Raw genomic sequence first — 16,191 nt, forward strand, 5'->3', positions numbered from 1 at the left:
CGATGTACTCAATCCTGGCAGCGATACTCGCGCTCACACCAATCATCGGCGGATGGCTAATCTACCAAGGCTGGCAAGACCGCCGTGACCCCACTGCACCGACCAAGCACCGCAAGCGAATCCGGGTACCCCGAAAGGTCCAAGCTCTCATAGTCGCCGGCCTCGTCCTCGGCGCCGCTGCCTGGCTGATTACCGGCTGGTTCATCTGCATCGTCATCGGTCCCGCCCTCACAGTAGGCCTGCCACACCTACTCGGCAGACCCGCAGCGGAAGCTGAAATTGCACGCCTGAACGCGATGGAGGAGTGGGTTCGCAACCTCTCCGGCGTCCTGTCCGCAGGTGCAGGCATCGAACAGGCCATCATCGCCACCCACCGATCGATTCCCTCTGCACTGGACACGGAGATCAGCAAGTTCATCCAACGTCTACGGTCGAACACCCCGATCAACGACGCACTCAGGAGATTCGCGGCCGACCTCGACGACAGCACCGGAGATCTAGTTGCCGGAGCACTCATCCAAGCCGCAGCACTGAGAGGCACAGGACTCGCCGCGGCCCTGAACCGCCTCGCGATGTCTGTCTCTGAAGACGTCCGCAACCGCCGTGCCGTAGAAGCCGCTCGCAAGGGAGCCCGCACAACCGCACGCTGGGTCACCATCATCACAATCGGATTCGTCGTCGCGCTCTTCGTAGCGACCGACTTCATGAACTTCTACTCCAGTCCGATCGGACAGATTCTGTTCTTGGCCTTCGCCGCAGCCTTCGCCGCCGTCCTCTGGTGGATGAAACTGCTCACCAAGCCGATCAAGTTCCCCCGATTCCTAGGCAAACCAGCATCCTCCGAGCTGCCAATCCACCTCACCGAAAGGGCACCGGTATGAGCGCCACAACCCAAGCAGCTCTCCTTGGCCTCATTCTGGCCCTTGGGCTGATTTGCATCATTCTGCGTTTCGCCCCGGCGCGCGCATCCCTCTCCGACGCCATCTCACATCTGACCGACACCGGTGACCAAAGGTCCCCGCTCGCTCACACCGACGACACCATCTACAGCAAAGTCGGAACCAAGCTCTACCCCCACATCGGAGGAATCGAGTGGATCAAGTTCCCTACAGCTGACCTGGCGATACTGCAGATCAGCCCGCAACGCTTCCTCGGAAACAAGGTCATAGCTTCGCTCGTCGGCTTGGCATTTCCCGCTGTCGCGCAGCTCTTGCTGACTGTGCTAGCCGGCGCGAGCTTGTCCTGGTCCATCCCGACGGTCGCATCCCTTGCCCTGGCCGCAGTCCTGTTCTTTGCCCCTGACATCGAGGTCCGTAGAAACGCTGCAGCTGCGCGCGAAGAAGCGTCTCGAGGGCTCGGCGCCTTCATCGAATTCGTCTCCCTCAACCGAACCGGCGGCGTCGGCGCAGTCCAAAGCCTCGAGCGTGCAGCCGTCGTCGGCGAATCTTGGGTGTTCCGCCGGATCGACGAAGAACTACAGAAGGCGCAACGAGCGGGAAAGGCGCCCTGGGAAACCCTCAACAAACTCTCCACCGAACTGGACATTCCAGACCTCGGCGACCTCGTCGACATCATGACCCTCACCGGTGAGCACGGCGCAAGTGTGTCGGAAACCCTGTCCGCCACCGCAGCATCGCTCAGAAACGCACAACTGGCCAAAGAGCTCGGCGCCGCTGGATCGGCGACCGAAAAGCTGCAGGCACCGCTGGCACTCCTCGGAGTCATCTTCGTCGCGCTACTGACAATCGCCGCAGTGGGAAACATAGCCATGATGGGCGCTTGAGGAGGAGGAAGAACGATATGCACAATGCCAGGCCGCCACCCAAAACAATCTCGAAAAGAACGACGCCAGCGTGTCACAGAGAACCCTGAACCCTGATCTATAAGAGATAGAGCCACACTCACGAACCGGAGAGACAGCCATGTCCCACATCCACCGCCTCATCCACCGCATCACCGGCACCACAACACTGGCCCTGGTCACAGTGCTCGCATTGACAGCCAGCCTCTACGACCGGGCCACCACTCGCGGCAAGGACAAAGGCGACGTCGTCCAGACCGTGATCATCATTGCGGGCCTCGCAACCCTCGCAATCGCCGTCGTCGCCTGGATCGGCCCCGTTGTCCAGCGTTATCTCTCACAGATTCGCTGACCGGAATCGTTACAGCCATCTCCACATGACAAGGCGGACCTCCATGCGTAACGCGGCACAGGCACTATGCCAACGCACCCGCACCCAGTTGCGCAACGACAGGGGTGCTGTCGTCCAGACCGTCATCGTCTTCCCCGTCGTTCTGTTGCTCCTGATGGGTGCCATTCAAGCCGGCTTGTACTTTCACGCCCGCAATGTCGCGATCAAAGCCGGAGAGGAGGGCCTTCGCCAAACTCGCTCCCAAGTCGGGAACGGAGCACTCGGAACAGCAGCCGCCTACGCCTTTATCGGTGAGGCCGGCCCCACCGTCCTTCGAGGACCAGTCGTCGTTGCCAACCGATCACCCCGCACCGCCGACATCAATATCGTCGGGCAACCCATCACCCTAATCCCGTTCCTCGACCTCACTATCACCGTTCACCAGAACGCACCCGTCGAACGAGTGACCACCCCAGGGGAGCCATGGTGAACATATTCAGACGCTTCCTCGAAAACAGGAATGACGATCGTGGTATCAACACCATCGAAGTCGTCATCATCACGCCCGTCTTCCTACTCCTAATCGGCGTTCTCATCGCCGGCGGACTCGTCGCCCAAGCTCACATGAAAATCCAGCATGCGGCCAACGAAGCTGCCCGAGCCGCTTCGATCTCCCGTACCGCTATGCAGGCGGGCCCCAAGGCTCAAACAGCGGCACATGACGACCTCGCCGCCAAAGGTCTCACGTGCATCGCCCTCAATGCCACCGTCGACACAAGCGCCTTCCTCACCCGCCCCGGCAGCAATGCGCAGATCAGCGCAACTGTCACCTGCACCGTCAGCTTCGATGCGCTCGGTCTCGCAGGAATCCACGGCACCCGAACCATCACCCACACCGCGACATCACCCCTGGACACCTACCGGGAGCGCAACAGATGACCACCTTCCGCAGCTGGCTCCAAAACCGTCTCGGCCCCGCAGACCGCGGCTCCTTCACCGTGTGGACCGTCATCGTCTTCTTCGCGCTCCTCGTCGTCCTCGGACTCGTTGTGGACGGTGGCGGCAAACTTCAGGCCAAGCAGCGCGCGGAACTCGTCGCCGAAGAAGCCGCCCGCACCGCCGGTCAGGAAGTCCTCACCCCACCCGCTTCACGTGGACTCGGCGCATACGTCAACCCATTCACCGCTCAAGCCGCAGCGCAGAAGTACTTGGCCGCATCAGACGTCAACGGCGTCGTCGTCCCCTCGGGGCCCAACACCCTCCTGATCACCACCCAAGCGACCTATCAGCCAAAAGTACTGAGCATCGTCGGACTCGGAACTCAGACCGTTACCGGGACCGCACATGTCAGCCTCAACCGAACCAACACCCTCGGTGGAGGAGTAGGGATCCTGCCCAGCCCATGAACACAACGCGCGCAACCATCTTCAATGTCTCCGCGACGATAGCTGTCACAGTTCTTGCCGCTGGGATCCCGTGCGCGCTCTGGACTTTCGCCGGAAATCCGATCCCGTCGACACTCCCCAGCCTCGACACGGTCGTCGATGCGTTGTTCACCCGTGACGACGGCACTGTCTTCTACGACACAATCACCCGAATCGGCTGGATCGCCTGGGCGATTTTCGTCGCCTCACTTTTTCCCCGGCCCCACACCACGACCGAAGGGACACCCCGACCGTGACGACCACCGCCAGCCGCCTCAAAGGACTCGTCTACCTCGTCGTCCTATTGGCACTCGTCGCGGGAATCCCCACGGTCCTGTACCTCCTCCAGGGCAACCCGCTGGCCCCACTTTTCAGCCTCGCCAGCGCAGACGGCATCGGTGACCTGCTCTTCACCCGCGATGACGGGACTCTCTTCCTCTCCGCACTCACCCTGGTCGGTTGGGTGGCCTGGGCCACCTTCACCTACTCGATCGGTCTCGAAGTTCTCGCGGCCGCTCGCGGTGCCCGCCCGCGTTCGATCAAAGGGCTCGGACTTCAACAGCGATCCGCCGCAGTTCTCGTCGGTGGTGCTCTCATGCTCATCACGGCGGGAACGGCGACAGCTGAGCCGATTGCTGATATCAGCCACGTCACCTCAACCCCAGCGCACACCGCACCCGTCAGTCCCACAGCACCGGCGAAAACAACAGCGCCGTCATGGACCAAAGCACCAGCTCAAACTCCGCCGGGAGACACGATCACGACCGTGCGCGGTGACACCCTCTGGTCTCTCGCCGAGCAACACCTCGGCGATGGCACCCGCTATCCCGAAATTCGAAACCTGAACCTGGACAAGATCGGCGACGACAACTGGCTGCACCCAGGTTGGACACTAACTCTTCCCGCCGAAGCGCCTGCCCCCGTATCCGGCGCCTACATCGTTCAATCCGGTGACACACTGTGGGACATCGCCGCACAACACCTCGGCGACGGCAGCCAGTGGACTCAGATACGCGACGCAACCGGCCCGCTGACTGGTGACCTCATCACGGTGGGCCAGCAGCTCTACCTGTCGCCGGCAGCCAATCCTGGCCCGACGACTTCCGTTCCGGAAGCGCTCCCAGCGCCCGATGTTGCTCCATCCGAGGAGAGCGTCTCTGATGCCGCTCCGGCGCCGGAAGCAGTACCGGACGTCGAGCCTGTCCCTGAAGCGGATCAGAACACTGAGGTTGCGCCGGCACCCGAGTCTGGTGAGCCCTCCGAGGTTGCGCCGTCGGAGGTTGCGCCGTCGGAGGTTGCGCCGTCGGAGGTTGCGCCGGCACCCGAGTCTGGTGAGCCCTCCGAGGTTGCGCCGTCGGAGGTTGCGCCAGCACCCGAGTCTGGTGAGCCCTCCGAGGTTGCGCCGTCGGAGGTTGCGCCAGCACCCGAATCCGTTGCGCCGACCGAGGTTGCACCGGCTTCACCCGTGATTCCTAGTCCTGCTCCTGAGGTCACAGATGGCCCCGACGCACCTTCGAGTATTCCAGAGCAAGCGCCGGAGCCCACCGACCCGGAGAACACGCCTACCGAGCCGGAAACCGAACCTGCGCCCGCCGAATTACCCTCGGATCCCTCACCACAGTCCGACGAGACGACGTCGACTCCAGACAGCTCGGTGGACGATCAGTCAGCCACTCCACCCCTGGCCGCCCAAGACGTACCGGAGTTGCCTGAGATGGTCCCGGGTGGTGACGAGATGTCCCAGGCCGAAGCACAGGCCGCCGCCGAAGCCGCCGCTCGCGTGTTCGGAATGGTGGTCGACGCGAATGGAAACTTTGTTCCAGCCGAGCAGGCAGACTCAGCGCCGGCCGCCGTTCCAGACGTTCCAGCCTCCGTCCCAGACGTGGCGGAGGAGCGCACAGAAGCCGTTACGGAGCAGGAATCCGAGGGAGCGAACGACAGCCCCCGGTCCGAGAGCGCACCCCCAGCAACGGAGGTCGTGCCGGAGCCGGAGCCTGTCCCTGTACCGGAGATGCCGTCATCGGAATCTGACAATTCGACAGCAAAACAGCAGTACAGTGCACCGGAAAGTGCACCAGAAACGCCACCGGAAGCAGCACCGGAAGCAGCACCTGGAAATGTACCGACAGAGGCAATGCCCGAATCAGCGCAGGAACCCGGCGAATCACCAACCAGCGCTTCCGAACAGAACCTCCCACCCACACAGATTCCTCTCGACACCAGCGTGCCCAGCGCTCCCGAAAACGCGGCACAAACCACCGATTTGCAGGCAGAGGACCAAGGAATCGCCTCCTCTACCTTCCTCGGCGTATCCGGCCTCGCAGCAGTTGCCCTTCTCGCAGCCCTGGGTACCTACCGCCGTAGGCAACACCATCGCCGCCAACGAGGAGAACGGATCCCACTCCCCACGGGCCCTGCCACCGAGACCGAAGAAGTAGTTCGCGCCAGCGCCGACCCCGCCATCCTCGACACGCTGGACGTCGCCCTGCGACATATTGCTGCCCACTTCCGCACCACCGACCAGCCGCTCCCCGCACTTCTCGGAGTGTTCCTCCACGAAGAGAGCATCGAACTCGCACTCCTCGACGACATCGACCTCCCCACACCCTGGATTCGCACCAGCGACACCAACGCCTGGTCCATCCCCCTCAACAGCAAAATCGACGCCCCCACAACCGCAGTCAGCCCCTACCCAGCACTCGTAGAACTCGGCGATCTGCCCGACGGCGCACGGATCCTGCTCAACCTCGAACAACTCGGACACCTCGGCGTCGCGGCCACACCCCAGACAGCCCTCGACATCAACCGCGCACTCGCAGTATTCCTCGCCTTCTCACCACTAGCAGACAACCTCAACGTCACCCTCGTCGGATTCTGCGAAGACCTCCCACCCCTCGTCGACACAGGACACCTCACCTACGCGAACGACGCAGACCAAGTCCTCGCGCGACTCGCACGAACCACCGCGATTGACGCAGAAACCCTGCACTCAGCCGGCATCGAGTCCATGTCCGCCGCCCGCACGGTCTACGACGATAGTGAGATGACGACACCGGAAATCGTGCTCCTCGCCGACCCTCTCACCGATGACCAGAAGCAGGTCTTCGCCGAAATTCTCGACAAAGCACCACGAATCGCCGTAGCAGCCGTAACAGCAACTGGCGACACAACACCCGACTGGACACTCACCGCAACAGACGACCATCACGGCGAACTCGCCCGCAGAGCCGGCACCATCTTCGACCTGAAACCCACCAAACTCACCGAGGCCGATTACGAAGCCCTCGTGGACCTCCTCGACACCGCCCACGCCCAGCCGCAGCCGACCCTTTCATCGCTGAGCGACATGTGGACCGCCGAAATCCTCGAACTCAACATCGACGAAGCCGACACCATCGACGACGTCCTCAAAACACCCACCACACCATCGATCGCCACCGCCGACACCCCCGAAACCCCACACGAACTCAAAGCTGCAGCTACCCATCACACAGACACATCCCTCACATCCGTCCCCCCCACACCCGAGCCACAAATCGACATCGGACACATCTGGATCCACCTTCTCGGAACACCCACAATCACCCCCCTCAACGGCACAGACGCCCCCTCAGGCCGCGCCCCATCACTCACCGAACTCGCCGCACTACTGGCCACACACCCCGGAATCGTCAACCACGACCTCGACGCCAAAATCTGGCCCCGCGACCCCCTCGACAAAGCACCCCTCACCGAACAACCCAAGAAGAAGGCCGTCCGCCGCCAAAACAACCTCTCCCGACTCCGCAACTGGCTAGGAGAAACCGAAACAGGCGAACTCGCCTTCCCCAAATCCGGAGACCGCACAGGCAAATCCGGATACCGGCTCCACCCAGACGTTCAAACGGACTGGGACATCTGGAACCACCTCATCAACGGCCACCCAACCACCGCCACCGACACCCAACTCACGACCGCCACAACACTCATCACCGGACAACCCTTCACCAGCCCCGACCCCACCAAATACGTATGGGCCGAATACCTCCAACAAGAAATGATCGCCGCAACAACCGACGCAATCGAAGAACTCGCCTCCCGCCACCTACACCACACCTCAGACGCCCGCACCGCATACGAACTCGCAACCCGCGGCCTCACAATCGACCCCACCCACGAAGGCCTCTGGCGAATCGCAATCCTCGCCTCCCACGCACGCTCCGACATCAACACCACCCAACAACTCATCGACGACCTACTCACCGAACTCACCGCACTCGAAGTCGAACCCGAAGAAGAAACAACCGCACTACTACGACTCCTCGCCGACTTCCACACCACCACCGGCGACACCCCCTACACCATCAGCAAGGCAAGCTGATGCACGCACACGAACCCCGGCCGAGCGTCCCCACCACCGGATACCCTGCACCTGCACACCAACCGCGCCCCCACAGCGCAAAGGAGGACCACAAATGAAGGCCCGACTCACCGCAACCCCACTGATCGGCCTCCTCGCAGCAAGCACCATCCTCACCGCAGCATGTGGGAACGACGAAGCGCCAGCACTCCCCACAGAGTCGTCAGGACCCGTCCTGACAGGGGCTGAAGGCTCCGACAAACCAGCAGAAGAACAAGCCAGCGACGCAGCCATACAAAAGGTGGAAAGCTACTACGCGGTCCTGGGGGAGGTGGATGCTGACCCAGCGATCCCGGTCGAGAAGCTGAGCCAAGTCTCCGGTGGGCCGGTTCTGGATAAGTACACCGGTGATGTCATGCTCCGCCGTTCGCAAGGCGTCGTGAGCACTGGCCAGGTGACGGTACTTCATTCTCATGTGACTGAACTCGATGCTCCTGCAGATGGAAGCGGCGAACCCGTTGAGGGGCCGGCTTGGGTGCATGTCGAATCCTGCACAGATATCACTACCTGGGACAGCAAGCATGCAGACGGTTCTAGTGCGGTCGCGCCAGACCGGGGGAAATTCATTCTTGCCCGGTTCACTGTCCGTAACCCTGATTGGCCCTCTTCTGATGGCTGGAAGGTCACGAGTGAGGCCACCGAGAAGGTGAACCAGTGCTAAAGAAGTCACTCGGCCTAGCTGTGATCGGAGCTCTGAGCTTGACGTTGGCATCAGTTCCTGTTTCAGCGCAGCCGGCGGCCGGTGGCGGTGGAGCAGATGTCGTTACAGGTCCTGGCAACAGTGGATCGACGGTAGTCGTTCAGGGCACTTACACGGAGGCTCCGTCGGTGACCGGTACGCAGGGCGGTGGCGCTGCTGGGAACCCGGGTACGAGTGGAGGACCCAGTGGGGGAGCGGCTGAACCTTCCGGACCGCCCCTTCGGTACTCGCAGACGGAAGACGCGGCCATCACTCGTGTCGACACTCAGGAAGGCGACCTGCAGGCCTTCACTGTTGAGGATGAGGACGGGTCGACCTGGGAATGCGGTATCGCGAACCCGGGTGAATGTGTTCAGTTGAGCCCAGATGTGGGTGTCCCCGAGACACCGCCGATCGTCGACGTGGCCACGGTCGTGCAGCAGGCGCTCACTGGGCTGCAGTTGGAGCCACCTCCGGTGTGCATGACGCCGGCGAATGGGGAGCCGCCACCGCCTGGGAATGTTGGTTTGGTCGGATTGTGGTCCTGGATGTGGGTGTGCTCAGATCAGGTCCGCCCCAGCACGGTTGGACCTCAGACTTCCGTAGCGTCTGTCGGCGCTGTCACCGTTACCGCGACCGGTCACCATACGTCGATTCTCGGTAATTGGGGTACGGGCGCTCCGCCTGTCATATGTGCTGGGGGAGCGCAGGTTCCGTATTCGGACATTTTCGTGGACCTCCCCAGCCCCACCGGGTGCAGCCACCACCTTGAGAAGAGTTCCGAGCTCGAGCCGGGAGGCACAATCAAGCCCTCGTTCACTTCAAACTGGTTGGTGTACTGGACAGCGACGACGCCAGCTGGCACGCAAGGAGGTGTAATCCCGATTCTCTTGACGTCACGTACCGAGATTCGTGTGGGTGAGATGCAGGTGCTCGTAACCAACTGAAAGCTCTCGACGATAGAAGGGGCTCCACCAGATTTCATTCTGTTGGAGCCCCTTTGAGGTTGTCACGAGTCCGCAATGCGAACCTGTACTGCACGTGCATGGCGTGGCCAACACCGTTTGGCGTCCTCATCGGTCACTAGAGTGCTGGATATGGACGAACTCGGCCGCGCCATCAAGAAGCATTCCCGTGCTGTGGCCGGCGAGAAGGCGGCTCGGGAGAAGCTTCACTTGGAGATTTGGTCAGTGCGACAATCGGGTATGCCGCAGGTTGAGATTGTGCGGAGGACTGGGTACACGCGTGAGCATGTGCGGAGGATCGAGCGGTTGTTTGAGTAGCTCACGCCGTGGCCTGACTCGTTTATCAACGTAACTACCCATTGTGCACCGTCGCGCGCTGGGACTACGCCCTACAGAACTGGGGGATCAAGAAGGTGGGTCGTAAACAAAGATCGAGGCAGAATTCTGGGACCGTCGACTCCGATGCGGCGCCGCGTATTGCTCGTCAGCGGCCCGCGAAGATTGTCACGGCCGCTGGGCTCGATATCAGGACGATTACCACTGACCCCGAGCGTGTCGCGGTGAACGGGCTATTCCACGAGCATCTTCTGGACACCGGGCCAGATGTCATGTCGCTGTCTGTGTTTGAACCCGAGTACCAGTCCGTCGTTTTGTCCTTAGTCTGCCGAGATGCCGCCCAGCAGATTGTTGGTGGTGTCTTCTGCCAGCCGATAACGCCGTACTTCGGTGCGTATGGGCGTGGAGTTGGGTGGCAAGTCGCCAGGCGGACAACTCTGTTGTCACATCTGGCGGTTGATCCAACTGCTCGCTCTCAGGGAGTTGGAGCGGCTTTGCTGGGCGAAGTTGAGAGGCGTCTACGCCGCAGAAACTTTCGCCGGATTGTTGGTGTGGCCGAAGGGGATCGCGACTTGGCAGAGTTCTACCGCAAGTCGGGGTTTGAGATATCGATAACCCAGCCCGCTCTCGATCGAACTCATCCGTTGGAAATGCGCATCACCCGGACCGGCGCATGGTTCGCGAAGGACCTGTAGCAAGCGTTCTTGGCGTTGGAGTCGCCGGTTGCCTGGTGGACTCGGGTGGCGACTTCGCCTCGGACTACGAGGCGCACGAATTCGTTCTTACCCATCCTTTCTGCATGTGTGTGGCGGTTTTGGCGCCGCAGTCGAGGGCCTGCCACATCGCAGCGTCATGACCGCTGAAGCGGCCTGTGCGGGGGTGGGTCGGAAGAGCTGCCGCTTCTGCCGTGCACACCGCTTCGAGTTCGGGAAGGGAACGGCATGCGTCCAGGCTCTTCGGTACTGCGTCGGGGTCGCGGGCGAGGCGCGTAATGGTGTTCTGGATCCACTGCACAACGGAGAGCTCGTCGTCGATACGCTGGTTCGTCATGGTTCCGACGGTAGATGGAGAAGCGCAGGCCCCGCAACTGAAATAGTGCCTCTGACCTGCTGGTGTGCAGTTGGAGAATTTCCTGGAGTTTTCCTGGAGGTGCGTTCTCATGTAGGCGGTCGCGGCTACCTGCGCACATACAACCCGCAGGTCCGACCTCGACAACTCACCGAGTTTCCGAATCGGCTTCGCAATCTCGTCCGCATTCGGAGAGTGCATCCGGTCTTCGCGTGCCCGCCGACGAAACGATCTGCGCGAGAAGTGCGACCGGTTCATGGACGCGCACGGTTGCGTACTCGTCGGTGCGATGTGGTCCAGTACGTCGTGACAGCGGAGACTCACCCTCGCGCGTGATCGAAAACGGCTGCGGGGGCACGGATACCGCAGCTCATGGACGGCCTACCGGTGACAAGCCATCGTTCGGATGCTTGGTGGGAGTTTTCGGGCTGTGGCCGGTATGCCTGTCAAAGCGAGTTCGGGATATCGGCGACTTCGATTCCTGTCTGTTGTCGAAGGTGCTCCCACAGCTGGTTGCACTCGGAAAGGGGAGTGGTGTCGTGCACGCGGTAGCTGGCGTCGTCGCCGGGTGTGCCGCCGAGGTCGAACACTGCTACACACCGCAGCGGTGCGACCGAGTTCGTGTCGGGTCCAGTATCGGATCCCGTGGTAGCCGGCCCCGTGCAGGGTGGTTGCCCAACGCTGGGTCAGGTTGTAGTCGATGGTGGTGGAAATTTCTGCGGTCACCCCGAATCCGACAGCGGCATTCGAGGTCATATCCGCCAATCGCAGATCACATGCGGACGCCAAGTCAAGAGGTCAATCGACGAGGGGGTCGGCTTCGAGCCTCAGGTGAGGCGTCCCCATGGTCCTGTATACGTAAGGCACCGAGGTTTCGGCGAGGGGCCCACGACGCTCCGAGACGACAGAATTTCGCGGAACCGTACTAATGCTCGATCAAAGGGAGGGTAGTTGTGACATCGACATTCGGAGGAGATGCTGAGGAGCTTCAGCGAACCAAGTACGACATCAGAACCACGTTGGAGTTTTTGTCCATCAAGGACACCGTCAAAGCTGGTGCGTGGACAGTGGTTTCTATTCTGGTGATTGCTGCTGCTGCAGTGTTGGCACTTGAACTGCCCGGCCCGGTGTCCGGCGGTCACGTGTGGGGTTGGCTTGTTGGGTTCGCACTGTTGAATCTGTTCACTTGGTGGGCGGCCCGGAACATGGGCTTGGACTTAATCGCCCTGACCCTCGTTTGCGGAGTTTGGTCGGGATTTTTGTCGCTGATGGCCGCAACATTGATCGATGGCCATTCGGCTGCGCCCGCCCCGGTAGTGATATGGACGATCGCTGTGACCTGCAGTGCATTCGTCGCCTTCATGCTCGTCGGTGAGGAAGTCGAATCCGCTCACAGGGTGGCTTCCGCCGTGCGCCTCATCAGCCGGCCGGATTTTGCAGAGAAGCTGATGACTGTGCGTGAATACGTGACCGATTTCGATGCGAACGCACCTGAAAGCACGGAGACACTGTCGATCCGGTTGAACGAGATCTTCGACAACTTTCACGGAGAAGAGTGTCGCTTCTTCCAGTATCCGGGACTCGACCGCACTTTAGCTGTTGAGGCGTACTGGGAAGCATACTCAGTGGCACGAGCGCCGCGGTATGGGGAGCTGGCCGATCCCACCGGACTTGCAAGACTGGTCGATGGAGCACTGCGGACGTTGGCTCTGACCCCCTACGACGAGGACCGTGGCAGTTTGAAGGCGTGGCTCCGAAAGTACGAGGCCACGTCGGTCAGATGACCCGGAACCCTTCATGGCGTCATCACGACACCCAGTTTTCAATAGGCTGTCACACAGAAGAGTGGCCGCGGATCTATAAGTGGTGGAAAAGTGTCGTACCCACCTGAGAAGGTCACTCTGCGATACCTTTTCGGAAAGGACACCCATGTCTGTGTTCGATCGGCTAGCAGCTCGACGTCAACCCCCGAACATCGTGAACATCGTTCTCGTCGCTGCGTGTTTCTACGGCACTGTCTGGAGTGCGCTACACGCAGAATGGGGAGCCTTACGATTCGTGTTCACCGCCACCACGGCTATCATGGGGTACCAGTGCTTCGTCATCGCTCGCGATCGTCGTCGGGAACGATCTGCTGATCCGGTTGGACCTACCGTTGAGCGCATCCACGAGTAGTGGCGGCTTCGGAACTTGAGGTCCGATTCGCTCACGCCTGAGGATTGATCGATGTGGTCCATCAGATGTCGCTTCTGGTGGACCATTTTTCGTGTGGTTCACTCGTGGACAGGTAGGCGTCGAGAGCTGCGTTGATCTCCTGTTCGACTTCTTTCGGTGCCCGCCGTTCAGGGCGGTACGTTTGATTCCGGTCCCAGCGGACGCCGAGCTCGTTCGCAAAGTTCCGGACCGTGGTCTCTCGTCGGGGTTGCTCTGGATCGGGATCGATGAAGCGGGCGTCGCCGAAGTTGTACATCACGATGTCGCGGGCGAGGACGCGTGGGTCGAGGGAGTTGTCGTCGAGGGTGGGGCGGAGGCGCCCGTATTGTTCGAGTTCCGCCCTTTCCCGTGCTTTGCGTGCTTCGTATCGTGCTTTGGCCCAGGGTTTTCCGGGGTCCGCACTTCGGTGCCGTGTGAGTGCTGCATAGAGATGGTTGGAGATCTCAGGGACAAGGGGTGTTTCCAACAGCTCGGCGATTGCGGTTTCCGCTTGGCCTAGGTCGGTGATGCTGGCGCCGGCTGTGATGGCGCGGAGGGTGCTGATGCGCAGGGCTTGGGCATCTTCGGGGCGAGGTGTATGTGGTTTGGTGGATTCGTTTCGCGCATAAGCGCCTTGGTATCTTTCGATTTCCTCTTCGAGGGACACGATCCGGTATTGGTGGGGGTGTTCGCTGACGGGTGCTGTGTGCGCGAGGTGCTCGGCGTCCCATTCGAGGGCGGCGTCGATGGCGTGCTCGAACAGTTCGTCCTTGACCCATAGTTTGCGGCCGACTGCCCATGGGTCGATGGCGAGCATCTCTGCTGGTTCGAGGGGGTGAAATGGCGTGCGGGCCATGATGCCTACGTGCTGTTTCCGTATCCGCATGGTCCGTGCTGTTTGTGCGTGGGTGTAGCCGGCGGTGAGGAGTTGTTTGACCGCTGGGTTGACTACGAGCACGTCGACTAGTTGTTCGAACGTGGCGGTGTAGGAGGTTGCAGCGGCCTTCGCTGAGCGGGCGAGACCGAGGATCCGGTGATCGAGTGTCGTCTGCATGTGAGAACCCTAGCTCTGATGGTTCCCGTTCGGAACTATGGCGCTCCGTGAGAAGTCAGACACGCAGATGTTACGTCCCTGAACTAGGAAAACGCATATCGTATGACAGTGGTATACTAACGTATGACACACATACGAGAGGAAAGCATGGCCGTTCTGAACATTCGCGTCGACGACCGAATCCGTGATCAGCTCAAGGAGATGGCGGACGACGAAGGCGTCACCCTCAGCGAGTACGTCAGGAACCTACTGATGGAGTCGGTCGTCCCCGTTTACGAGCGGGAAGGCGAGCACGGCGTCGAGCCTGCACCGGAGACCATGCCGATCATCGACCGGCAGGTACTTTCCCTCCTCCATCGCATCCTCGCGCAGGTGCTACCAGAAGAGGGCACAAACGTCGACGGTGATCTCGAGTATCAGTTGACGCGGGCAGACATCCTGGAGAGCGGTTACACCGGCGAGTACTGGTACGAAACCGCAGGTTTCAATACCGAGCTGTCGAAACGAGATTGCGGCCGTGTATCCGACATCCTCGAGATGTTCCGAATCCTCACGTACAGCATCAGTCACCTGGCCGAGGGAGAAACCCCGGTCGACGAGGAACTGGCCTACCGGCTCGAATTCCAAGGATTCGATCACAACGACCCGCTGGAAGGACACATGGCGAGCTACGTGCACTTCCTCATGGGCGAGGACAGATGGACCGAACTGAAGCCCCAGCTGGTACGCAACGACAACGGCAATTCACACTCGCGCGTGCTCGAAACGTACATGCGGATGCTGTCCGAATACCGCACCATCATGGACGGCCGCAAACGTGGGCTCGACCGGTCGGACTACCTACTCTCTCGCGAGGAACTGCAGCAGATCGCCGATGCGCGCGTTCATCCTTCGAATCGACCCCACTCCCGCTAGTCGATCAGACAGGCAGTTCAGCGCGCTGCGCGACGCATTCAGGACAGTTCGGCAGGTTCTTGTGATCGTGGCTGACCACGAAGAAGACTCCACACAAAGCGCGAACTGCCCTCCCCTCGACAGTGCTGCGTGCGATGTGGTCAGAGTGAACGTAGTGGCCCGCGGAATTGGGCTCGTGGGTAACCAGTTCTTGCGCCTCGTCCGCTGCTGCCAACTCATACGTTCGCTTTTCTCGATGGCCGACAGGCACGTACTGGGAGAAGATGCCACCAGCTGTGTCCCATTCTTGAGCAACGGGTGCGATCGACGTCAGAACCCTGCGGATCATGGCCCACGCCACCTGGCTGCCTTGTTGGTTCGTATGCCAGGCGATCTCGACCACGAACTCCTCCATCTCCGGATCCGCGCCGTGCGTGACCTCTACCGTCGCGAATCTCTCGTCACGCAGTGGATGCTGCACCTGGAACGATGCCGAGCTCCCAGATTCCAAGCTATCCAGCAGCGCGTGCACCTTGGATTGAATACCGAGTTCCCACAGAGTTTTTGCCCACCCTGCACCTTCGATCTTTAGATGACGGCGATCGTCCGGAGTTGGGAGTAGATCCTTCTCGCCGCCTCGCTTGAAGACATCCGCTAGCTGAACGTAGAAGTCGTCGTTGTCGCGATGTTCGCCTTTTGCCAGGCCCGCGGCTACCAGCCACCGGGACCCGTCATTGATGTCCTCCCAGATGGCTCCTCGCCACTGGCCTCCTCTGATTTCGAGGAAGTTCAATGCGGAAGCGCAGCGAATAGGTTGTGCAGGCGGATCCGCTGACGGGTCCTCGGTGTAGAGGGCGGCGGCTTTCGCGATCAGCGGGTGTGCCAGTTCGGTATACGGGTGCAGATCGCCCCATTTGTGCGCTGAAACTGCACGCTGATCAACCGAGCTGGTCCAACCAGAGGTCAAGCTCGTGAGGACCCGCTGTGTTGGCCGCGCAGTACGAAGAATGGTCACCGGACCATAATGCCAATTTGGTCCGACGGTGC

General features: G+C 61.0%; 15 protein-coding genes. 12 read left to right on the top strand and 3 right to left on the bottom strand.

Annotation, left to right across the window (positions count from 1 at the left end; translation table 11 throughout):
• Window positions 1-2: 2 nt before the first annotated feature.
• The 10 genes from ACZI8R_RS19155 (at window position 3) to ACZI8R_RS19200 (ending at window position 10,630) form a co-directional block, all read left to right on the top strand.
• Window positions 3-881 carry a type II secretion system F family protein gene (locus ACZI8R_RS19155; protein WP_463381251.1) on the top strand — a complete coding sequence of 293 codons (879 nt, stop codon included), beginning with the start codon at window positions 3-5 and terminating at the stop codon, window positions 879-881.
• Window positions 878-1,783, top strand: a complete 906-nt coding sequence (locus tag ACZI8R_RS19160; protein ID WP_463381252.1) for a type II secretion system F family protein — start codon at window positions 878-880, stop codon at window positions 1,781-1,783. The genes ACZI8R_RS19155 and ACZI8R_RS19160 overlap by 4 nt, the downstream gene beginning before the upstream one ends.
• A gap of 139 nt (window positions 1,784-1,922) precedes the next feature.
• Window positions 1,923-2,153, top strand: coding sequence for a hypothetical protein (locus ACZI8R_RS19165; protein WP_463381253.1), 231 nt, complete (start codon window positions 1,923-1,925; stop codon window positions 2,151-2,153).
• A 43-nt stretch (window positions 2,154-2,196) separates the two neighbouring features.
• A complete protein-coding gene (locus tag ACZI8R_RS19170; protein ID WP_463381254.1) occupies window positions 2,197-2,622 on the top strand; it encodes a TadE/TadG family type IV pilus assembly protein in 426 nt (141 codons plus the stop codon).
• Complete coding sequence (locus ACZI8R_RS19175) at window positions 2,616-3,071, top strand: TadE/TadG family type IV pilus assembly protein (RefSeq protein ID WP_463381255.1); 456 nt, start codon at window positions 2,616-2,618, stop codon at window positions 3,069-3,071. Before ACZI8R_RS19170 ends, ACZI8R_RS19175 begins: the two co-directional genes overlap by 7 nt.
• A complete protein-coding gene (locus tag ACZI8R_RS19180) occupies window positions 3,068-3,538 on the top strand; it encodes a pilus assembly protein TadG-related protein (protein WP_463381256.1) in 471 nt (156 codons plus the stop codon). Before ACZI8R_RS19175 ends, ACZI8R_RS19180 begins: the two co-directional genes overlap by 4 nt.
• Window positions 3,535-3,813 carry a hypothetical protein gene (locus ACZI8R_RS19185; RefSeq protein WP_463381257.1) on the top strand — a complete coding sequence of 93 codons (279 nt, stop codon included), beginning with the start codon at window positions 3,535-3,537 and terminating at the stop codon, window positions 3,811-3,813. The genes ACZI8R_RS19180 and ACZI8R_RS19185 overlap by 4 nt, the downstream gene beginning before the upstream one ends.
• Window positions 3,810-7,916 carry a LysM peptidoglycan-binding domain-containing protein gene (locus ACZI8R_RS19190; RefSeq protein WP_463381258.1) on the top strand — a complete coding sequence of 1,369 codons (4,107 nt, stop codon included), beginning with the start codon at window positions 3,810-3,812 and terminating at the stop codon, window positions 7,914-7,916. The genes ACZI8R_RS19185 and ACZI8R_RS19190 overlap by 4 nt, the downstream gene beginning before the upstream one ends.
• 94 nt (window positions 7,917-8,010) lie before the next feature.
• Complete coding sequence (locus tag ACZI8R_RS19195; protein ID WP_463381259.1) at window positions 8,011-8,616, top strand: hypothetical protein; 606 nt, start codon at window positions 8,011-8,013, stop codon at window positions 8,614-8,616.
• Between the two features lie 1,591 nt (window positions 8,617-10,207).
• Window positions 10,208-10,630, top strand: a complete 423-nt coding sequence (locus tag ACZI8R_RS19200) for a GNAT family N-acetyltransferase (protein WP_463381305.1) — start codon at window positions 10,208-10,210, stop codon at window positions 10,628-10,630.
• 64 nt (window positions 10,631-10,694) lie between these two features.
• On the opposite strand, the gene ACZI8R_RS19205 is transcribed toward ACZI8R_RS19200, so the two are convergent.
• Window positions 10,695-10,985 carry a hypothetical protein gene (locus ACZI8R_RS19205; protein ID WP_463381260.1) on the bottom strand — a complete coding sequence of 97 codons (291 nt, stop codon included), beginning with the start codon at window positions 10,983-10,985 and terminating at the stop codon, window positions 10,695-10,697.
• Window positions 10,986-11,956: 971 nt separating this feature from the next.
• Between ACZI8R_RS19205 and ACZI8R_RS19210 the strand changes: the two genes are divergently transcribed.
• Window positions 11,957-12,787 (top strand): hypothetical protein, encoded by an 831-nt coding sequence (locus ACZI8R_RS19210; protein ID WP_463381261.1) that lies wholly within the window; start codon window positions 11,957-11,959, stop codon window positions 12,785-12,787.
• Between the two features lie 452 nt (window positions 12,788-13,239).
• Here the strand turns inward: ACZI8R_RS19210 and ACZI8R_RS19215 are convergent, their stop codons facing one another.
• Window positions 13,240-14,250, bottom strand: coding sequence for a hypothetical protein (locus ACZI8R_RS19215; protein ID WP_463381262.1), 1,011 nt, complete (start codon window positions 14,248-14,250; stop codon window positions 13,240-13,242).
• A gap of 147 nt (window positions 14,251-14,397) precedes the next feature.
• On the opposite strand from ACZI8R_RS19215, the gene ACZI8R_RS19220 reads away from it, so the two are divergent.
• Window positions 14,398-15,165 carry a YfbU family protein gene (locus tag ACZI8R_RS19220; protein WP_463381263.1) on the top strand — a complete coding sequence of 256 codons (768 nt, stop codon included), beginning with the start codon at window positions 14,398-14,400 and terminating at the stop codon, window positions 15,163-15,165.
• A 4-nt stretch (window positions 15,166-15,169) separates the two neighbouring features.
• Here ACZI8R_RS19220 and ACZI8R_RS19225 read toward each other — a convergent pair whose 3' ends face one another.
• Complete coding sequence (locus tag ACZI8R_RS19225) at window positions 15,170-16,159, bottom strand: DUF3039 domain-containing protein (RefSeq protein ID WP_463381264.1); 990 nt, start codon at window positions 16,157-16,159, stop codon at window positions 15,170-15,172.
• Between the last annotated feature and the right edge of the window lie 32 nt (window positions 16,160-16,191).

It is taken from the genome of Rhodococcus huquni, from assembly GCF_055231055.1.

Bases quoted from the DNA above. Each gene is read 5' to 3' on its own strand.
- ACZI8R_RS19180 (WP_463381256.1), top strand. From the start codon at position 3,068: ATGACCACCTTCCGCAGCTGGCTCCAAAACCGTCTCGGCCCCGCAGAC.
- ACZI8R_RS19195 (WP_463381259.1), top strand. From the start codon at position 8,011: ATGAAGGCCCGACTCACCGCAACCCCACTGATCGGCCTCCTCGCAGCA.
- ACZI8R_RS19185 (WP_463381257.1), top strand. From the start codon at position 3,535: ATGAACACAACGCGCGCAACCATCTTCAATGTCTCCGCGACGATAGCT.
- ACZI8R_RS19160 (WP_463381252.1), top strand. From the start codon at position 878: ATGAGCGCCACAACCCAAGCAGCTCTCCTTGGCCTCATTCTGGCCCTT.
- ACZI8R_RS19220 (WP_463381263.1), top strand. From the start codon at position 14,398: ATGGCCGTTCTGAACATTCGCGTCGACGACCGAATCCGTGATCAGCTC.
- ACZI8R_RS19175 (WP_463381255.1), top strand. From the start codon at position 2,616: ATGGTGAACATATTCAGACGCTTCCTCGAAAACAGGAATGACGATCGT.
- ACZI8R_RS19215 (WP_463381262.1), bottom strand. From the start codon at position 14,250: ATGCAGACGACACTCGATCACCGGATCCTCGGTCTCGCCCGCTCAGCG.
- ACZI8R_RS19170 (WP_463381254.1), top strand. From the start codon at position 2,197: ATGCGTAACGCGGCACAGGCACTATGCCAACGCACCCGCACCCAGTTG.
- ACZI8R_RS19165 (WP_463381253.1), top strand. From the start codon at position 1,923: ATGTCCCACATCCACCGCCTCATCCACCGCATCACCGGCACCACAACA.
- ACZI8R_RS19155 (WP_463381251.1), top strand. From the start codon at position 3: ATGTACTCAATCCTGGCAGCGATACTCGCGCTCACACCAATCATCGGC.
- ACZI8R_RS19200 (WP_463381305.1), top strand. From the start codon at position 10,208: ATGTCGCTGTCTGTGTTTGAACCCGAGTACCAGTCCGTCGTTTTGTCC.
- ACZI8R_RS19205 (WP_463381260.1), bottom strand. From the start codon at position 10,985: ATGACGAACCAGCGTATCGACGACGAGCTCTCCGTTGTGCAGTGGATC.